Annotated in this window: 19 protein-coding genes and 1 pseudogene; 8 read left to right on the forward strand and 12 right to left on the reverse strand. The window is 61.7% G+C overall.

Annotated elements, in window-relative coordinates:
* The first annotated feature begins 57 nt into the window (after positions 1-57).
* The 5 genes from QYE47_RS04315 (at position 58) to codA (ending at position 5322) form a co-directional block, all read left to right on the forward strand.
* The gene (locus QYE47_RS04315) at positions 58-705 is read left to right on the forward strand and encodes a TenA family protein (RefSeq protein ID WP_014590992.1); all 648 of its coding nucleotides are present in this window, start codon (positions 58-60) and stop codon (positions 703-705) included.
* Positions 702-1367: a thiaminase II gene (gene tenA, locus QYE47_RS04320; RefSeq protein ID WP_014590991.1), complete on the forward strand. Its 666-nt coding sequence runs from the start codon at positions 702-704 to the stop codon at positions 1365-1367. The genes QYE47_RS04315 and tenA overlap by 4 nt, the downstream gene beginning before the upstream one ends.
* A 229-nt stretch (positions 1368-1596) precedes the next feature.
* Entirely contained in the window at positions 1597-2862 is a 1266-nt protein-coding gene (gene codB / locus QYE47_RS04325; protein WP_014590990.1) for a cytosine permease, read from the forward strand.
* A complete protein-coding gene (locus QYE47_RS04330; RefSeq protein ID WP_014590989.1) occupies positions 2859-4070 on the forward strand; it encodes a PucR family transcriptional regulator in 1212 nt (403 codons plus the stop codon). Before codB ends, QYE47_RS04330 begins: the two co-directional genes overlap by 4 nt.
* A 10-nt stretch (positions 4071-4080) precedes the next feature.
* Positions 4081-5322, forward strand: a complete 1242-nt coding sequence (gene codA, locus QYE47_RS04335; protein WP_014590988.1) for a cytosine deaminase — start codon at positions 4081-4083, stop codon at positions 5320-5322.
* Positions 5323-5335: 13 nt separating this feature from the next.
* On the opposite strand, the gene QYE47_RS04340 is transcribed toward codA, so the two are convergent.
* The 9 genes from QYE47_RS04340 to QYE47_RS04380 form a co-directional block, all read right to left on the reverse strand.
* Complete coding sequence (locus QYE47_RS04340) at positions 5336-6283, reverse strand: ornithine cyclodeaminase family protein (RefSeq protein WP_014590987.1); 948 nt, start codon at positions 6281-6283, stop codon at positions 5336-5338.
* Positions 6280-7269 carry a threonine/serine dehydratase gene (locus tag QYE47_RS04345; RefSeq protein WP_014590986.1) on the reverse strand — a complete coding sequence of 330 codons (990 nt, stop codon included), beginning with the start codon at positions 7267-7269 and terminating at the stop codon, positions 6280-6282. The genes QYE47_RS04340 and QYE47_RS04345 overlap by 4 nt, the downstream gene beginning before the upstream one ends.
* Before the next feature lie 93 nt (positions 7270-7362).
* The gene (locus tag QYE47_RS04350; protein WP_014590985.1) at positions 7363-7968 is read right to left on the reverse strand and encodes a PAS domain-containing protein; all 606 of its coding nucleotides are present in this window, start codon (positions 7966-7968) and stop codon (positions 7363-7365) included.
* A gap of 367 nt (positions 7969-8335) precedes the next feature.
* Positions 8336-9280, reverse strand: coding sequence for a PDR/VanB family oxidoreductase (locus QYE47_RS04355; protein WP_014590984.1), 945 nt, complete (start codon positions 9278-9280; stop codon positions 8336-8338).
* Positions 9277-10707, reverse strand: a complete 1431-nt coding sequence (locus tag QYE47_RS04360) for an amidohydrolase family protein (RefSeq protein ID WP_014590983.1) — start codon at positions 10705-10707, stop codon at positions 9277-9279. The genes QYE47_RS04355 and QYE47_RS04360 overlap by 4 nt, the downstream gene beginning before the upstream one ends.
* Before the next feature lie 38 nt (positions 10708-10745).
* Positions 10746-11474: an ABC transporter permease gene (locus tag QYE47_RS04365; protein ID WP_014590982.1), complete on the reverse strand. Its 729-nt coding sequence runs from the start codon at positions 11472-11474 to the stop codon at positions 10746-10748.
* Between the two features lie 85 nt (positions 11475-11559).
* On the reverse strand, positions 11560-12408 hold the full coding sequence (locus QYE47_RS04370; RefSeq protein ID WP_014590981.1) for an ABC transporter ATP-binding protein: 849 nt from the start codon (positions 12406-12408) through the stop codon (positions 11560-11562).
* A gap of 65 nt (positions 12409-12473) precedes the next feature.
* Complete coding sequence (locus tag QYE47_RS04375) at positions 12474-13499, reverse strand: aromatic ring-hydroxylating dioxygenase subunit alpha (protein ID WP_014590980.1); 1026 nt, start codon at positions 13497-13499, stop codon at positions 12474-12476.
* A gap of 38 nt (positions 13500-13537) precedes the next feature.
* Positions 13538-14563, reverse strand: a complete 1026-nt coding sequence (locus tag QYE47_RS04380; protein ID WP_041166975.1) for an ABC transporter substrate-binding protein — start codon at positions 14561-14563, stop codon at positions 13538-13540.
* Positions 14564-15218: 655 nt separating this feature from the next.
* Here QYE47_RS04380 and QYE47_RS04385 point away from each other — a divergent pair.
* Positions 15219-16025 carry an outer membrane protein OmpK gene (locus QYE47_RS04385; protein ID WP_172830923.1) on the forward strand — a complete coding sequence of 269 codons (807 nt, stop codon included), beginning with the start codon at positions 15219-15221 and terminating at the stop codon, positions 16023-16025.
* A gap of 292 nt (positions 16026-16317) precedes the next feature.
* Here the strand turns inward: QYE47_RS04385 and QYE47_RS04390 are convergent.
* Positions 16318-16455, reverse strand: a pseudogene (locus QYE47_RS04390) (phosphoribosyltransferase); the annotation flags it as partial.
* Between the two features lie 231 nt (positions 16456-16686).
* On the opposite strand from QYE47_RS04390, the gene QYE47_RS04395 reads away from it, so the two are divergent.
* Complete coding sequence (locus QYE47_RS04395) at positions 16687-17673, forward strand: DNA-binding protein (protein WP_070383920.1); 987 nt, start codon at positions 16687-16689, stop codon at positions 17671-17673.
* 55 nt (positions 17674-17728) lie between these two features.
* The gene (locus tag QYE47_RS04400) at positions 17729-17893 is read left to right on the forward strand and encodes a DUF6021 family protein (protein ID WP_010954124.1); all 165 of its coding nucleotides are present in this window, start codon (positions 17729-17731) and stop codon (positions 17891-17893) included.
* A 91-nt stretch (positions 17894-17984) separates the two neighbouring features.
* On the opposite strand, the gene QYE47_RS04405 is transcribed toward QYE47_RS04400, so the two are convergent.
* On the reverse strand, positions 17985-18236 hold the full coding sequence (locus tag QYE47_RS04405) for a hypothetical protein (protein WP_004374436.1): 252 nt from the start codon (positions 18234-18236) through the stop codon (positions 17985-17987).
* Positions 18237-18244: 8 nt separating this feature from the next.
* On the reverse strand, positions 18245-18745 hold the full coding sequence (locus QYE47_RS04410; protein ID WP_019438608.1) for a DUF4142 domain-containing protein: 501 nt from the start codon (positions 18743-18745) through the stop codon (positions 18245-18247).
* Positions 18746-18820 lie beyond the last annotated feature (75 nt).

Genomic DNA, 18820 nt, shown 5'->3' on the forward strand with positions numbered 1-18820 from the left:
AGGCCAGTCCATGCCAACTTTCAAGGTCTCGCTGTCACCCTCATCAAGGACAGCAACATGACCGAACGTTTCAGCCAGTCCCTGCGCCGCCAGAACGAGCCGACCTGGTCGGCGGCCGTTGGCCACCGTTTCGTGACCCGATTGTGCGACGGCAGCCTGCCTGACCCGATCATGGTCGACTACCTGGTTCAGGACCACCGTTTCCTCGACAGCTTCGTGACCCTGCTAGGCGCGGCCATCGCCACCGCTGACACGTTTGAAGCCCGCCTGCGCTTCGGCCGCTTTGCCGGGATGATCTGCAGTGACGAGAACACCTACTTCCTGCGTGCCTTCGAGGCCTTGGGTGTCAGCCCGGCGCAACGCATTGAACCGGCCGATACCGCGCCTACCGCTGGTTTCAAGGCGATCATGCGCGAAGCGGCAGCCACCCGTTCCTATGCAGCGGCACTGGCGGTGCTGAACGTTGCCGAAGGCCTGTACCTGGATTGGGCGCTCAACGCGCCGAAACCGATGCCGGACAACTTCGTCCATGCCGAGTGGATTACCCTGCATGACAACCCGGCATTCCAGGCATTCGTCGCTTTCCTGCAGGCCGAACTGGACCGCGTCGGCCCGCACGAGGCCGCATTGGCAAGTGACTTCTACCAGCGCACGGTGGCGCTGGAGCTGGCTTTCTTCGATGCAGTGTACCCAGAGGGCAAATGAGCATGGATATCTTCGAGCGCCTCAAGGCCGCTGCCACACCACAATGGAACAACTACGTAGACCATGACTTCGTGGGGCAGATGGGCGAGGGCACGCTGAGCGAGGAAGCGTTCCGGACCTACCTTGTGCAGGATTACCTGTTCCTGATCCAGTTCGCCCGCGCCTGGGCGTTGGCCGCCTACAAAAGCCGTCGCCCGGCAGACATTCGTGCGGCGCAGGCCGGGCTGTCGGCGATCCTGGATGAAACCGAGCTGCACTTGCGCCTGTGCGCGCGCTGGGGCTTGACCCAGGCAGACATCGAGGCCGCACCAGAGCATCAGGCCACGGTGGCATACACCCGTTATGTGCTGGACTGCGGCGCAGCCGGCGACCTGCTGGAGCTGCATGTGGCACTGGCACCTTGCGTGATCGGCTATGCCGAAATCGGCCGGACCCTTGCCGAGCGCATTGGCGACTTGAGCAATCACCCCTACCGCGAGTGGATTGGCGAGTATGCCGGGGAGGGCTACCAAGGGGTGGCCGCAGCAGCGCGCAAGCACCTGGACGAACTGGCAGCGCGCAGCATGACCGAGCAGCGGTTCGCCGAACTGGCAGGCATTTTTGGCCAGGCCTCCAACCTGGAGGCTGATTTCTGGCAAATGGGGTTGGACGGGACCGCGTAAACCGCCGTGGGCTGGGTGATTACTACCCAGCCCAGGCCCGCTTTGGTGCATGGGCGCCTCAAAATAAGTCATCCCGCACACTCCAGATCGTCAGATCGCAGCTTTAATGTGCACAGTGCATATGGATTTTTGGGCGAACAGCCCGATTTCTTCCGGGTGGCGGCGCAGGAAAAAGCGGCCCGCATATTGCTCTTTCTGCTCCCAACTACAAACCCGGAGCCCCCGTGCAATGAGCTCACCCAGCGAATTTCCCCTCAGCGAAGCCCCCCAGTCCGCCCGCAAGGGCCTGCTGCCGATCGCGATGGTCTTGTTCAGCTTTACCTTCTTTACCGGCACGATGTTCGCCGGCGGCAAGCTGGGCATGGCATTCAGTTTTGTCGACATGCTGTGGGTGGCTACCCTCGGCAACAGCCTGCTGGCCTTGTATGCCGCAGTGCTGGCTTTCATTGCCTCGCGCAGCGGGCTTAATACCGTGTTGATGGGGCGCTTCTGTTTCGGTGAAGCGGGTAGCCGGCTCTCGGACTTTCTGCTGGGTTTTGCCGAACTGGGCTGGTATGCCTGGGGTACGGCCACGGTGGCCATCGTGCTGGTCAAGCTGCTGGGGCTGGCGGATGGCTTCGGCATGCCATTGATGGTGCTGTTCGGGCTGGGTTTCAGCATTACGGCCATCATCGGGTTCAAGGGGCTGGACCTGTTGTCGCGGGTGTCGGTGCCATTGATGTTCGTGCTGCTGTTGGTGTCCATGTACATCGCCACCCGTGATGCCGGTGGCTTTGCCGGCCTGGCTGCAGTCGTCCCGCATGAAACCATGACCTTTTCGGCGGCAGTGACCATGGTTTTCGGCACCTTCGCCAGTGGCGCCACCCAGGCCACCAACTGGACACGGCTGGCACGCAGTGGCCGGGTAGCGGTGATCGCCAGCGTGGTGGCATTCCTCCTTGGCAACGGCCTGATGGTGGTGGCCGGGGCGTGGTGCGCGATGGTGTATCAGCAGGCCGATATCGTCGACGTGATGATGCTGCAGGGCCTGTCGTTCGCGGCCGTTGTGATGTTGTGCCTGAACCTTTGGACCATTCAGGGTCCGACCATCTACAACGTGTCGGCCGCAGCCTGCCACTTGTTGCGCAGCGAGCGCCGGCGCACGGCAACGCTGGTGGCGGCCGGGGTTGGCATTGTGCTGGCGATGGGTGGCATGTACGAAATGCTGATCCCGTTCCTGGTGCTGCTGGGGTCGATCATTCCGCCGGTGGGTGGGGTGATCATGGCTGACTTCTGGTATCGCCACCGCGGCAAATACCCGGCACTGGGGACGGCAAACCTGCCACGCTACAACCTCACCGGGCTGTTTGCCTATGCCGTGGGCGCTGTACTGGCCTATGCTTCACCGTGGGTCGCGCCGCTGGTGGGCATCGCCGCCTCGGCAGTGTGCTACATCGTCATTCTGGAGCTGGGCGCACGCCGCCGGGCGCCCGGCCAGGCGGGCGTCGAACCGTGAGCCTGGCGCTGGACGAGATCCTGCAGTTGCCCGGCCTGCACGAGATGCATGTGCGGGCCGGAGCGCGCAACCTGCAACGGCGGGTACGCTGGCCTTACGTGGCGGAGAACGAGGGTATCGCCGAATGGGTGATGGGCGGTGAACTGGTATTCGTCACCGGCATCAACCACCCGCGCGGCGAAGCCAACCTGCTGAGCCTGGTGGAGGATGGCGACGCCGTGGGCATTGCCGGCATGGTGATTCTCACCGGCGGCAGTTTCATCCAGAGCATCCCGGCGCCCGTTATCGCGCGCGCCGATCAACTGGGCTTGCCGCTGATCGAACAGCCCTACGCACTGAAGATGGTGGTGGTCACCCACCTGATCGGCACTGCACTGGTGCAGATGAGCCAGGTACGCCGCTCGCGCAACGACATCCTTGGCCAACTGCTCACAGGCGACTACCCGAGCCTGGCAATTGCCCGGCAGCGGGCAGCACACCTGCAACTGGCGTTGGATAAACCGCGGCGCCTGCTGGCGTTGCGCCTGACGGGCGTGGACGCCTTGTTCGAGCGCCACGGGCTGGCGCACGGCGAGCGTACCTGGCAGGCCACCCGGCAGGCCCTGGAAGACCAGCTCGAAGCCTGGTGCCGCCAGCGACCCGGCAGTGTGACGGCGCAGTTGCCGGGCGACCTGTTCGTGGTGCTGCTGGCCGATACACACGACTTACCCGAGACGTTGGGCGCGCTGTACCGGCAGTTGCAGGCCGCCACAGATGAACTGGGCCTTTACATGGGCTTGTCGAGCCTCGCTGACGATTGCGCGCACTATCGCCAGGCCCTCAACGAGGCACGCCAGGCGCTGGATGTGGCGCAGCATCTGCGCCCGGCCAGCGGCTATTGCAACTTCAGCGAGCTCGGCGTGTTGCGCCTGCTGCAAGGTATTGTCGACCGCTCGCTGGTTGACGATTTCGTCAGCCGCACCCTGGGCCCGCTGATCGCCCCTGGCCGCAAACACGCCCATGCTTTGGTGCATACCCTCGACGCCTTGCTCATGGAAAATGGCAACGGGCTCAAGGCCGCACAGCGTTTGGGGTTGCACCGCAACACGATCAATCAGCGCATCCAACGCATCGAACAACTGAGCGGGCAGTCGCTGGACGACCCGCTTTTTCGCATGAATGCTTCGGTCGCCATGCTGGTATGGCGCATGAGCGAAGCCCACGGCTAGGAGTAACAGCATGAACATCATCAACGCACGCCTGCGCGGCAAGCCTGGCCTGTTCCGCGTCGAACTGAACGGCGAGCGCATTGCCGCCATCGTGCCCCAGACCGACGTCGTGGCGCCCGCTACGGTCAATGACCTGGACGCCGGGCAAAACCTGGTGGTCGCGCCCTTTGTCGAGCCGCACATTCATCTTGATGCCACGCTGACCGCTGGTGAGCCGAAGTGGAACATGAGCGGCACGTTGTTCGAAGGCATTGAGCGCTGGTCGGAGCGCAAGGAAATTACCACCCACGACGACATCAAGACCCGTGCGAAAAAAACCATCGGCATGCTGGTGGACCACGGTATCCAGCATGTCCGCACCCATGTTGACGTGACCGACCCGAAACTCACCGCGCTCAAGGCCATGGTCGAGGTACGTGACGAAGTGCGTGAGCTGATCGACCTGCAGATTGTCGCCTTCCCGCAGGAGGGCATCGAGTCGTACGCCAACGGCCGGGCGCTGATGACTGAAGCCGTGGCGATTGGCGCCGACGTCGTCGGCGGCATTCCGCATTTCGAAAATACCCGCGACCAGGGGGTATCGTCGGTGAAGTTCCTGATGGACCTGGCCGAGCGTACCGGCTGCCTGGTGGACGTGCACTGCGATGAGACCGACGACCCGCAATCACGCTTCCTCGAAGTGTTGGCCGAAGAAGCGCGGGTACGCGGCATGGGGGCCCGGGTCACGGCCAGCCACACCGTGGCCATGGGCTCGTATGACAATGCGTATTGCTACAAGCTGTTCCGCCTGCTCAAGCTGTCGGGCATCAACTTCGTGTCGTGCCCGACCGAGAGCATTCACCTGCAAGGGCGCTTCGACAACTACCCGAAACGTCGTGGCGTGACCCGCGTGGCCGAAATCGACCGCGCCGGCATGAACGTGTGCTTCGGCCAGGACTCCATCGTCGACCCGTGGTACCCACTGGGTAATGGCAATATCCTGCGCATTCTCGAAGCCGGCCTGCACATCTGTCACATGCTCGGCTATGAAGACCTGCAGCGCTGCCTGGACCTGATTACCGACAACAGCGCCCGCACTCTGAACCTGGGCGAGCGCTATGGCATCGAGGTGGGGCGGCCGGCGAACCTGTTGCTGCTGTCGGCGCCGGATGATTACGAGATGGTGCGCAGCCAGGGGCACGCGTTGGTGTCGGTACGCAATGGCAAGGTGCTGATGCAGCGCACGCCAGCGCAGGTGCAACGTTTGCGCTGACGCTGTGGTCGCCTCAGGTGCACAGGGCGGCCAAGGCGTGGCTTGCGACTTGTGCATCCTGCACTGCCACACCGGTCAGGTCCGCCAAGGTAATCTGGCTGTCGTGCTCACGCCCCTTGGCACGGCCAGCCAGCAGCGAACCCAGCTCGATCAGCTGGTGAGCATCGATCCGGCCACTGCCGAGGGCATGGGCCACTTCGCCGTACTGGCTGCACTGGGCGATGGAGTCGACGATGATGCGGTCCGCCCTTGCCACCAGTGCCGGGTGCAGTTCCTGCTTGCCGGGCGCATCGGCACCGACGGCGGTGATATGCGTACCCGGCTGGACCCAATCGCTGTGCAACAGCGCCTGGCGAGAAGGCGTGGTGCAGACGATCAGGTTTGCAGCGCCCGCAACCTCGGCAGCATCCTGCGTGCTGTGAACCCCGAAGCCCAGTTCGCGGGCAAATGCGGTATAGGCCGCAAGCCCGCGTTCATGCCGGCCCCAGACAATCACCTGGCGGCAATCGGTTACCGCGCGAAGCTGCTCAAGCTGCATCTGTGCCTGCATGCCGGTGCCGAGGATGCCAATGGCCTTGACCTGGGCCGGCGCCAGCAGCCGGGCGGCGATACGCCCGGCCAACGCGGTGCGCATGGCAGTCAGCCAGCCTTGGTCCTGCAGCAGTGCCAGCGGCTGACCGGTGTGTGCAGACAACACAAGCATCAGGCCATCATTGCTCGGCAGGCCCTTGGACGGGTTGTCGTAGAAGCCGGTCGAAAGCTTGACGGTGAAGGTCGGGCTGCCTTCGATGTAGGCCGACTTCACGCAACAGTCACCGTTCGCGCCCTTGAAAGCGAAGCTCTGTACGGGCGGCACCTGCACCTTGCCTTCGGAGTAGGCGATAAAGCCTTCCTCCAGCTGGCTTACCGCCAGCTCTGGGTTGAAGCGGGCGATGATCTGCGCCTTGCTGAAGACCTTCATTGAACGGCCTCGAGGAACTTTTCCAGCAGGATGTTACGGCCACACAGGATCACCGCGACACGCTTGCCCTGATAGCGTTCTGCGAGCTTTTGCATGCCGGCGACCGCAACCGCTGCAGCGCCTTCGATGATCCAGCGCTCACTGCTGGCGATGTCGCGCATGGCGCAGCGGATTTCGTCCTCGCTGACCAGCACCGTATCGGTGAGCAGCGCCTGGCAAAGCGGGAAGGTGATGGAGCCTGGCTCGACGCCACCTGCCGTGCCATCCGACAGCGTTTCGCTGGCATCCACTTCGATGATTTCACCGGCCTTGAGTGATTGCTGCAGGGTTGGGTCATTCGCCGGCCAGCAGCCGATGATCTCAGTGCCCGGCTTGAGTACGCGCAGGGCGGCGCCGATGCCGGAAATCATCCCGCCACCGCCCACGGCGACGAACACCGCGTCCAGGTCTGGCGCCTGCTCGAACAACTCCATGCCTATGGTGCCCTGGCCGGCAATGACTTGCAGGTCGTTGTAGGGGGACACGAAGGGTACGCCGTGGACCTTGGCTTGCCTGGCTGCTTCCAGCTCTGCACTCAGCGGGTCGGTGGGCAGGCAGACCACTTCGGCGCCCAGCGCGCGCATTGCCTCTGTTTTGTATGCCGATGCGCCCGTGGTGGTGTAGACCTTCACGGGCACGCCAGCCATCTTGCCGGCCAGGGCCAGGGCCTGCCCATGGTTACCGGATGAGGCGGCTATCACCCCCTGCTTGCGCGCCTCGGCCGGCAGTAGGCGCATCTTGTTGCTGGCACCGCGAAACTTGAATGAACCGGTGTGCTGCAGGTGTTCGCATTTGAGCAGCACTTCACAGCCGGTCAGTGCCGACAAACGAGGGCTGTGCAAGAGCGGGGTAATGCTGACGGCCGGGCGGAGCGCCACATGGGCGTCCTGAATGTTTTGGTACAGTGTATCAAGGTACTGGGCATCAACGGACGGGGTGGCTGGCATGACGGGTCCTTGCAGGCTCGTGGATAATTTGTCCACCATAGAATAATATTCCACAAACAGCAAGGGCGTGTGCCTACAGCCAGGCAATACCTGCTAGGCCCTGACTTCCTTCAGGTATTTGTACACAGTGGCCCGCCCCATATTGAGGACGTTGGCAACGTAATCGGCGCCGCTGCGCCCCTCAAATGCACCCTCGGCGTGTAAGGCCAGTACGAGGTTGCGTTTGTCTTTCATGTTCAAGGTTTGCAGCGACAGGTTATGCGCTTGCAGCCACGCTTGCAGGAAGGTGTTGATGCGCTCCTGCCAATCGTTGCGGAACAACGCATCCGGTTGCGGCTCCAGCCGGCTCATCTGGAAAAACGCATCCAATGCCACACGCGCCTGTTCCAGCACCGACACGTTCAGATTGATGCACATCAGATACTCGGCTTCGCCTTGCGGATTGTGCAGCACAGTGCTGATCGAGCGGACCTTCTGACCGTTCCAGTTGAGCTTCTCGTAGGGACCAAGGTTGGTACCCTTCAAAAGGTCACCCAGTTCTGAACCGAGTGCCGAATCATCGCCGAGCTTGCGATGTGAGAAATTATTGGCGATATGAACGATTGTCTGGCCGCGTATCTCATGAATGACGACTTCCGCGTGGGGGTACAGCAGCAGGGCAATGCTTTCAGCGATTGCCTGGTAATTTTCCAGTGTCATGCATTAGCCAATGGTCTGTTGAAGAATGCCTATGGTGGCCCTGGAGAATCCTGGGCACAAGACGGAGCTTTACCGGGTCAGGATCAAGGCCTGGCTGCGAGCCGCTCGCCTAAGCCCTTGACTGCGTCAGCGGCGATACCAGCCAGTGTGAAACGCGAATGCTCGGCCCAGCGCATTCGCGTATAGGCCCTACATGCGCTATCGACGTCTAGATCTCAACCTGCTGGTCGCCTTGGATGTACTGCTCGAAGAACGCAGCGTCAGCCGGCGGTAGCAATCTTCGATTAGGGACAAAGCCATGGGCCGCGAGGAGGGGACGTGCGCAGCTGCCGTCAGCCGTTGGCCCTCGGGCAGCTGCGGGCGATGGTCAAACGTCCAGCACCAACCGGGCGCTGTGGCAGCCCGATACGCAGGGCGTTATCCATTCTCCGCTGTTGCGCTGGGCATCGCTGAGGTACTCGTCGCGGTGATCAGGCGCCCCCTCGATGACCCGGCTGACACAGGCGCCGCAGATACCCATCCCACATGACACGGGTAGCTCCACGCCAGCCCGCGATGCTGCTTGTACCAAACTTTCGCCCGGTTGCACCTCGACCTGGAGGCGACTGCGCTGTAGCACCAGTGTGCAGCGACGCTCAAGGTGCAAGGAGGGTTCTGCGGCCTGGAAATGTTCGCGATGAAGCGCCGTGGTGGGCCAGCCGCTTGCCAGCGCGACGTGCTCAACACAATCCATGAAACCTGCAGGGCCACAGCAATAGAGGCTTGCGCTGCCGTCCCAGGCAGGCAGGTGTTCCTCCAGGTACCCGGTGATCATCGGGGCGCGCAAGCCTCCATGAACCTCGGTATTCGCATCGAGGTACTGGATAAAAGGCACCTGTTTGGCATCGCGGGTGAAAAACAGCAAGCGCACCGACCGACCTTGAGCTTGGCATTGCCGGTACATGGCCAGCAGTGGCGTGATTCCTATGCCTGCGGCCACCAAGACGACCTGTCCTGTGCCAGGTTGCAGGCTAAAGAGGTTGCGCGGCAGGCCCACCTCCACCCGGGCACCCAGCCGCAGGTGCTCGTGCAGCCATTGCGAGCCGCCGCGGGAGGCTTTTTCGCGCTTGATGCCCAGGTATACATGACCGTCCTCGGGCAGGCTGACCACTGAGTATTGGCGTACCACGCCATTGCCCAGGCGTAGGTCCACATGAGCACCGGGTGCCCAGTCGAAGGGCAGGGGGGCTGGACCCGGCGGGGCCAGTTCCACACCCAGCACGTCTTCGGCTTCGAGGCGCAGGGCCCGCACCTGCAGAGGCGTCCAGCTCATGCGCGTACCCCCGCGGCCTGTTGCAGACGAAGTACAGCTTGGCGTGCCTGGCTGCCCAGTTCGGCGAGGTCCAAGCCAGGAAGCGCATCGTTTTCCACGCTCAGGCGGCCGCCCACCAGCAATGCCCGCAGCGTCGGACGGCCACCGCCTACCACTGGCGCGATGCCCAGATCATGCAGACCGAAGTAGCGGGGTTGATCGAGGCGATAGATCGCCAAGTCCGCTGCCATGCCGACCTGCAGCGTGCCGATGGCGTCCAGGCCCAGCACCTGGGCGCCACCTGCTGTGCCCCAGCGCACAACGTCCTCCACGGTGGCGACATGCGCACCGCCCTCCAGATCGCCGCCAGCATGGCGGGCCATGGCGCGTTCGCCGGCCTTGGCCCTTTGCATCAGCCAGGCGGCGTGGGCTTCGCTGATCATGTCGCAGGCTTCGTTGGAGGCAGCGCCATCCACGCCGATCGAAACCGACATGCCTGCAGCCTCCATGGCAACGATATCTGCGATACCACTGCCAAGCCGGCCATTGCTTTGGGGGCAATGGGCGATGCCGGTGCCGGTGGCGCCCAGCAGCTGGATTTCTTCGGTGCTCAGCTTGACCAGGTGCGCGAACCACACGTCCGGCCCGAGCCATTCCTGCTCCGCGCAGAACACCACGGGCGAGAGGCCGTGGCGATCATGGACTTCGTTCTGGTACTCCACGGTTTCGCTCAGATGGCTGTGCAGGCGGATGCCCAGGCGGCGTGCGGTGCGGGCGGTCTCGCGCAGGTGCTCGGGCGGCATGGAGTAGGGCGGGCTGGTCGGCGCCATTACCACACGGCGCCAGGCATCATCGGCGGGATCATGGTAGACCTGCACCAAGCGCTGAACATCGTCCAGGTACTGTTTGAGGGTCTCAGGTCCGGCCGTCGCGGGGCCTTCCGCCTGACGTACCTGGGTTGCGCCGCCCCGGCAAAGGACGAAACGCAGCCCCAGGCGCTCGGCTTCTTCGAAGAGGATCTGTGCGCTGTCGAAGGCCATGCCTGGCAAGTACAGGTAATGATGGTCGGCCACCGTGCTGCAGCCAGAGCGGGCCAGTTCCACCAGCCCGACCCGAGCGGCCAAGCGAAAACTGTGCTCATCGAACAGCCCGCGATAGCGATAGGGTACGGCCCCCAACCAGGCACCGAGGCTCTGGTCGATGCCAGCGGGAATGCCCTTGAGCAAGGACTGGAACAGATGATGATGGGTGTTCACCCAGCCTGGATACACCACGCAATCGGTGGCATCGAGCACTTGCTCACCTGGTAACGGTTGCAGCGGGCCCAGGGCAGCGATACGCCCCTGGGTGATACGGATGTCCGGCCCCACATGGCGCGCGGCGCCGCCGCGCAGGCCAGTGAGGATGGCGCTGGCGTTACGGATCAGCCAGCTGTTGGTGTGTTTCATGTTCGTCTCCATAGGCAGGACGGCGTTTCGCATGGAAGTCAGCCCAGTTCGCTTTCGTGCCAGTGACGCAGGCTCAAGCGCGCCAGCAAAGCCATCAGGCTGAACAGCGCCACGCCGGTCAGGGCGATCAACACCAGGGCGGCGAATAGGCGGGGAATGTTGAGCTGGAATCCCGCTTGCAGGATCTGATACGCCAAGCCCGCGCCCGTGCCACCCGTACCGGCGACGAACTCGGCCACCACCGCGCCGATCAATGCCAAGCCGCTGGCGATGCGCAGGCCAGCGAAAAAGCACGGTAAGGCGCTGGGAATGCGCAAGCGCAACAGCACTTGCCAGCGGCTGGCGCGGTTCAGGCGGAACAGGTTGAGCAGGCCCGGGTTGACGCTGCGCAGGCCCAGGACGGTGTTGGCGATGATCGGGAAGATCGCCACCAGCGTGGCGCAGATCACCAACGCCAAGGTCGTGTCGCTGCACCAGATGATGATCAGCGGTGCGATGGCCACCACCGGCGTGACCTGCAGCAGAATCGCGTAGGGAAACAGACTGGCCTCCACGACGCGGCTCTGCACGAACACGAACGCCGCCAGCGTGCCGATGACAACGGCGAGGGCGAATGACAGGAAGGTGATCTTCAGGGTCATCCACAGTGCCCCCAGCAGCATCGGGCCATCGGCGGCCAGGGTGCGGCCGATATCGGCTGGTGACGGTACCAGGTACACCGGGACTTTCCAGGCGATGCATGCCAGTTGCCAGACGCCGAGCAGCAAGGCGCCAACCAGTAGCGGTGAAACGATGCGTAGTACAGAAGGGTGGCTTAGCCAGGGAGTAGAGGGTCGGCTCATGATGATGCTCTCAGGAAGGGTCGCCATTGGCCTGGGCCAAGAGTCGTGACAGGTGCGCGCATTGCTCGATGAACGCCGGTGAAGTGCGGTATGTCTCGTCGCGTTCCAGTGGGCCGTCGATGATTACATCGGCGATCACTCGACCGGGACGCGCGCCCATCACGATCACCCGCGAAGACAGGTACACCGCCTCGAAGATGCTGTGGGTCACGAATACCACCGTCAGGTCGCGCTGGAGCCAGAGCTGGCGCAGGTCGCTATCGAGCTTGTTGCGGGTGAACTCGTCCAGGGCGCCGAAGGGTTCGTCCATCAGCAGCAGATTGGGTTCGGTGGCCAATGCCCGGGCAATGGAGGCGCGCATCTGCATACCGCCGGAGAGCTCCCGCGGGTAAACGTCGCCGAACTTGCCCAGCCCCACCAGTTCCAGGGCGGCTTGCACCTTGTGCTGGCTCTGGGCCTTGGGGGCGCCGGCCAAGTCCAGAGGCAATCGCACGTTGTCGTGCACCTTGGCCCATGGCATCAGGGTGGCTTCCTGGAACACCATGGCCAAACTGCGCCCCGGTGTGCCTGCGTGGTGGTCCGTACCCGGGGCATCCTTGCCCCACCAGCGCACATGGCCGGCAGAGGGCTGCTCGAGCCCGGCGAACATTTTCAGCAGGGTGCTTTTGCCACACCCCGACGGACCCAAGAGCGAGACGAACTCGCCGCGTTCGATCGCCAATTTCACGCGGCTCAAGGCATGGGTGCCATTGCTGTAGGTTTTTTCCACCTGATTGGCGAACAAAGGAGTGTCCACACCGATGGTGTTCGGCAGGGCCTGCGTCTGGACGTCGGCCTTGGATAGGGTCTGCATCAACATAGCGCTCTCCCCGTGGGTCATGAGCGGTGGTGAATGCCCCGGCGCACCGGGGCGTTGGGCAAGTGTCAGTGGCTGAGGAACACTTCGCTCTCGCCATTGGCTTCAAGCAGACCCAGTAGTTGCCGGCGAATAACCAACCCAGGCTTGTCCGATGGCATGTGCAGTTCCACCCTGCGGCGGGTGTCGACACAGGCGTCAGGATCGGTGGCTTCCAGGATGTCGCGGTCTTCGGCTGTGATCGCCGCGTCCCAGTCGATCAGTTCCTGGGTTGAGCATTGGTCTTCGCTGTCGTTGCGATACAACCACTGCACGAGCATCAGTCGGTTGTCGTCGATGGGCGTGGCGCAGTTGTAGATGATGTGATGGATGCCGCTGTCCGGATACATGCAGCCAAAGCGCCGAGAGAAGGGCAGGTAATAGCGGTTGAGCAGGTGCCGTTGGGTGATCGGCTCGGTCGTACCGGTGATACGGAAGCTTGCCTCGGGGTTGCGGATCGGCACGCGGGTCTCGGCTTCGAAGCCATAATCGGTTTCGCGAAATTCGTAACTGGCCGGTTGCGGCTGGTCGAACAAGCCGAAATTGGCCTTGTGCACGAAGGAAAAATGCGAGTTGTCGAAGGAATTCTCCATGACCCGCAGCGGGCTGGTCTTCCACTCTTCGTAAAACTGGAAGATGCGTCGGTAACCGGGGGTGCCGTCTTCCGGGAACTCAGGGATCGGTTGTAGCGGGTCGTCCAGGCTGACCCAGGCATAGCCGTACTTTTCCTGGCAGTGATAAGCCTTCACCGCGGCACCCGGAGGAATAGCGCCGGTGGGGTTCTGCGGGATCTTTACGCACGTGCCGGTGCAGTCGTATTCCCAGCCGTGATACCCGCAGGCGATATTGCCCTCAGCACTGACGAAGCCTTTGGACAGTTTGGCGGTACGGTGGCAGCAGCGGTCCTGCATTGCCACCGGGGTACCATCGGGACGCTTCCACAACACCAGCGCTTCACCCAGAAGGGTGAATGGCCTGGGGCCGTCTTCGAGGGCTGTCATAGGGAGCAGGGCATACCAGAAACGGCGCAATACCGGTTGTTTGGTAACCAACATAATCAGGATTCCTCACAGCGTTGAGCTTGTTATGGTGTTCAGCGGCTGCCGACCTGCTCGGCCTCAGGGAGTACCTTCAGGTCTTGCACAAAGCGCGTGGTGTAAGCGTTGCGCCACGGTGCGTCGGGACCGAGCAGACCCGCCTCGACCATGAAGTCGCGCGTCGCTTGCCAGCGGCTGTCATTCATGGTGCCGATCCCCTGGGTTGCAGCCTCTCCACCGGTGACCAGGCGGTACTGCTTGAGGGTCGAGACGCCCCAGGCCAGCAGTTCATCGGTCATGTTGGGGTTGTCGCGCTTGATCAGTGCATTGCCGGCGCTGGGGTCATCCAGATAGCGCTTCCAACCCTCCATGGACGCGCGCACGAAACCTGCTACCCGCTCCGGGTGCTGAGCGATGATGTCTTGACGGGTGACCACGGTGGATCCGTAGGGTGGATAACCGGCATCTGCGAAGAGGAAAAAGTTAGGGGTCACGCCTGCCTTTATCGCCTGGAACAGTTCCGAGCTGGCATACGCCTGCTGTGTGGTTTGCGGGTCGGCTAGAAAGGGTTGCAGGTTGAAGGTGTAAGGCCGCGCCTGGCTGTCAGCCAATTGATACTTACCCTTCAGCCAAGGCCACCAGGTTTGCTGGCCCGAGGTGGACACCAGCACAGGCTTGCCGCCAAGCCCATCAAGTCCGCTGACGTCCGCGTGGGTCATCAACCCTTGCGGGTCTCCCTGGAAGGGCGCAGCCACTGCGACCACTGGCAAGCCTTGCTCGACACTTTTTAGAATCTGCAGGTCATAGTTGACGATGAAATCAGCTTGCTTGCTGACCAGCAGTTGCATGCCATTGACCTGTGGTCCCCCCATGCGGATGGACACATCCAGGCCTTCCTTTTCGTACAACCCATCGGCCAGTGCCTGGTAGAAGCCGCCCTGTTCGGCCTGAGCATACCAAGAGGTCAGCAACACGACTTTGTCGCCAGCGATCGCCAGCGGAGCGATCACCAGCGTGGTGGGGAGCAACGCTGCTGCCAACAGCGAGCGTAACGGGCGAGCCAAGGCAAAACGCGTTTTCATCATGTGTTCTTCACCCCGATTCAAAAAACCGCCGTGCGCCTGATAGCGCGACAGCGAAGGAGCCGGGCGGAGAGAACGTGGGAAGAGAATGGCGTCGCGAAGCAAAAGGGCCTGAACTGGCGACTGACATTGCTCTCTTGCCCGGGGCTGCCATAGCCTCGTTCAAACATCCGCTCGGATGTACGCCCCAAAGGACGCAAGAGCAATGCCCCATGCCATGCCTGGCACTGACCGCTTCTACTCGCAGGTACAAGAAGCCAGAAGCATGCCAATTTCATGAAGCCGCTGACTTTGCGGTGTAGCGACCCGCATCCGAGGGGCCGGCACTGACGCGTGAGTTGAGAAGGTGCAGACCGTACCGATTGAGCACTAATAAAGTGCGCAATGTTCTGCGGGGATGGTGTTCATTGATGCATAGGATTGCTCACAATAAGTAAATTACGTGTATCCGATTAGTTGGCACGCGCCCTGCTTTGCGCTAACTCGAGTAGAAGCGGTCAGTGCCCAAAGATGGCATGGGACATTGCTCTGGCGGCCTTGCGCCGCTCACCCGGCAAGGGTGGCGCCTCGGCATGAGCCGGGGCCAGAGGAGAGGTCGTCCGCTGCTGCATACCCTTGCTGGCGAAAACCAACAATCACGACCCAAGGGATGCACATGAAACCGAACGCTCTTTCCTGGCTGCTTCACAGCGTCGTCCCACTCTGCGCGCTGGCCACTGGTAGTGCCCAGGCGAATCCGCTGATGTGGAGCAACAACAGCCTAAGCTACCTCTACGGGCACGGTTATAAAGTCGATGGCACGGGCAACGATATCCAGCAAACCATCACCTTCGAGCACGCCAGTGGCTGGACATGGGGCGACATCTTCTTGTTCGTCGACAACAAGTGGTCCAACGGCTTGTCCGGCAACGATGGCTACACCTATTACGGCGAGTTTTCACCGCGACTGTCGCTTAGCAAAATCAGCGGCCACCGTCTTAGCTATGGCATCGTCAAGGATGTGTTGATCGCTGCCACCTATGAGCGCGGAGAAGGGCGCAATCGAAAGTACCTGCTTGGGCCCGCTGTTGACCTGAACCTGCCTGGATTTGATCGTTTTTCACTCAACACTTACTACCGCAAGCCCGATGGGATCACCGGTAAAGCGTCTGGACAGTGGCAGATCAACCCGACCTGGGCGATGACGATACCGCTCGGGCGCTCAGACATTTTGTTCGACGGTTATCTGGAGTGGTACGTCAATGATGTAGGCACGAAGGGTACCTCGAACTATGTAGCCAAGAGTTTCCACTTCAACCCCCAGATCAAGTACGACGTCGGTAAGGCGATGGGGCAAGCGCCGGCACGTTTCTATGCCGGGATCGAGTGGGACTATTGGTCCGACAAATATGGCATCGAAGACAGCCACGGTTTTCCGACCGATCAGAACGCGTTGAGTGCATTGATCAAGGTGCATTTCTAATGTGATGTTTCACACGTACCACTGAGTATCTGGTACAGGCTCCGTTGATCCTCACTCATCAAGCGTTTGTATCGACGAGAGCCGACCAGCAACTGGGGATTGCCCGGCACGCGAATTGCCGCAGCCTTTCTGAAGCGCAATGGGTGTTCCGCCTGGCCCTGTTCGAAACGCCCATGCAGGAAGTGAGCGGCCTGAGGGCGCTGCCCCCCTGCAGATGAGCAGCGTTGTCTCGCGCAGTTCGTCCTGTTGCCCGAGGAGGGGCTTGCAGTCACGGCTTGAAGCAATCAACGCCCCCCATCCGCTGAATGCCTACCAGCGCGACTTCGGACGTAGGCAAGCAGGCTATGGCCTGGCGGGCCATCGAGCGCAGCACACTGTCCAGATCGTCTTCGTCATACAGGCGAACCCTCGAAGGAGCGGGGCGATTCATGGTGTTTTTCGTTTATTGGATATCACTCTGTTCGGGAGCCTACCCGGGCACCTTGAGGTGGGCTTGATAAAAGCCAAGTGATCGAATCGAAAACAAGCCCGTTTTGCGCATCACATGCGATAAGCCGTGATTATTTCACCTGAGGAAATGTTTGCAGGAGGGTTTTTCTATCGCCATAATTGGTACGTAATTACATGTTACATAACACAGTACAAAATCGTAGGAGCAAGCATGGCCCGTGGCGGCATCAACAAGGTGGTAGTGCAACAGGCGCGTCAGGCACTGATCGCCCGGGGTGAGAACCCCAGCATCGATGCCATCCGTATCGAATTGGGCAATACCGGTTCCAAAACCACGATTCACCGCTACCTGAAGGAACTGAACGGCCAGCAGCCGGTGGCTTCCGAAGGCGGGGTCGCGCTGAGCGAGGTGCTGAGCCGCCTGGTCGGGCAACTGGCAACGCAGCTGCAGGACGAGGCCGACCTGAAGATCGAGCAGGCCGAGAGCACATTCACGCAACAGCGCGAGCAGCTTGAGGCGCAGCTGGAAATCGCCCGGCAGGCACTGGCCGCAGCGCATCAGCAACACAAGATCGATGCAGCGGCATTGGCCGCAGAGACCGAAAAACTGCTGTCCACGCAAAGCACGCTGCAGGCCGAACAGCTGCGCAGTGCCAGCCTCAACCAGTCGCTGGGTGAGTTGCAGGTGCGCCTGGCTGACAAGGACGAGCAGGTCAAGTCGCTGGAGGACAAGCACCGCCATGCCCGCGACGCCTTGGAGCACTACCGCAATGCCAGCCGCGAACAGCGTGAGCAGGAACAGCGCCGCCACGAAGCGCAGTTGCAGCAGATGCAGGTGGAATTACGTCAGATGCAGCAGGGCATGATCGTCAAGCAGGACGAACTTACCCGCTTGCACCGTGACAATGAGCGGTTGCTGGGAGAGCATCGTCAGGCGGCCAGTGAATGCCGGGCGCAGGATGAGTTGCTGGAACAACGCGATGCGCAGATCCAGGGGCTGCGCACGATCCTGGCCCAGGCACAAGGCGCCAGCGAAGAGATGCGCCGGCAGCTGGATGTGCAAGCCCAGAGCCTTGAAGCCAGGCGCGACGTGTGCGCCGAGCAGGCGCGGCAGTTACAGTGGCTTGAGGAACAGTTGAAGGCACGCGACGAGGCGCTGGCGCAGTGTCGGGCGCAATTGGCCTCGGTTGCAGATTAATCAAACTTTTCCTGGCGGGTGGTTTCTTCCTTAGACACTCACCGGAGACAACGCCATGCCTGGATCTCAACCACCACACAAAGAGGGGCCTCACTCGGCCGAGCAGGCCGATAAAAAGGCAGACCTTGGTTTCGACCCCGACTCCCCGGATGCCGAAGACCCTCAAGTCGACCCACAGGGGCCGGCCAAACCGCCTAGAGACATTGAGAAAAAGGAGTAAACCACTGCCTTGATTACTGGTCTCGTCGCCGGCAAGCCATGTGCGATCCCTTGGGAACCGACTTGCCGGCGACGGTCACCACAGGCGACTGTCAGCCTTCAGCGCGCCTGGCGGCCTCTACGCCCGCCGCCGACAGCTTGATCGGGTAGTGCACGCTGATCTGATGATCACTGCTCACCGCCACGCTACCGTCGTGAATCAGACCGGCTTCTTGCAGCGTCTTGAGCATGCCGGCCACCGCCTTTTCGCCGCGGTAGTTGTCCAGCACTTCCTTGCCTAGCCCTTCGGGGTGCGCATGCAGCAGACGGGTAAGTACTTCGGTCTTCAATGCATCGTTACTCATGTGCGACCTCACTTGCCGTGCTTGGACTGAAGTGCCTTGGCATGCTCCAGGTGCTGTTCGAGTTTGGGCAACGTTTCGCTGGCAAAGGCCTTCAATTCAGCCTTGTCGGACGATGCAGCCTCCTTCTTGAACAGCTCCACCGCTTTTTCGTGAGCGTCTACCTGGTTGTTGAGGTACGACTTGTCGAAGGACTCATCGCGCCATTCCAGGATCATTTTCTTGACCTTGTCGGTCATGGCGGCCTCATCCGGCACGGAAATGTCCAGCTTGCGGGCAATGTCGCCGAGTTTCTGGTTGGCCTGGGTGTGGTCGGTGACCATTTGCTGGGCAAACGCCTTGATCTCGGCGTTCTGGCTTTTCTCCTGAGCCAGATTGCCGGTCACCACTTCGGCAATGCCGGCCTCGGTGGCCGCTTCGACGAAATCATCGGAAGTCGCGGCCATTGCGTGCACCGATGCCAGGCCCAGCACCATGGAAAAACCGATGCGTTTGATGAAGAGGCTATTCATGCTTCACTCCTTTAAACCGTGGCGCGACCTCAGTGTCGCGTACGGTTGAGGGTGAAGGCGTGGCAAAGGTTTAAT

The organism is Pseudomonas sp. 2,4-D (genome assembly GCF_030418155.1).
GTDB lineage: Bacteria > Pseudomonadota > Gammaproteobacteria > Pseudomonadales > Pseudomonadaceae > Aquipseudomonas > Aquipseudomonas alloputida.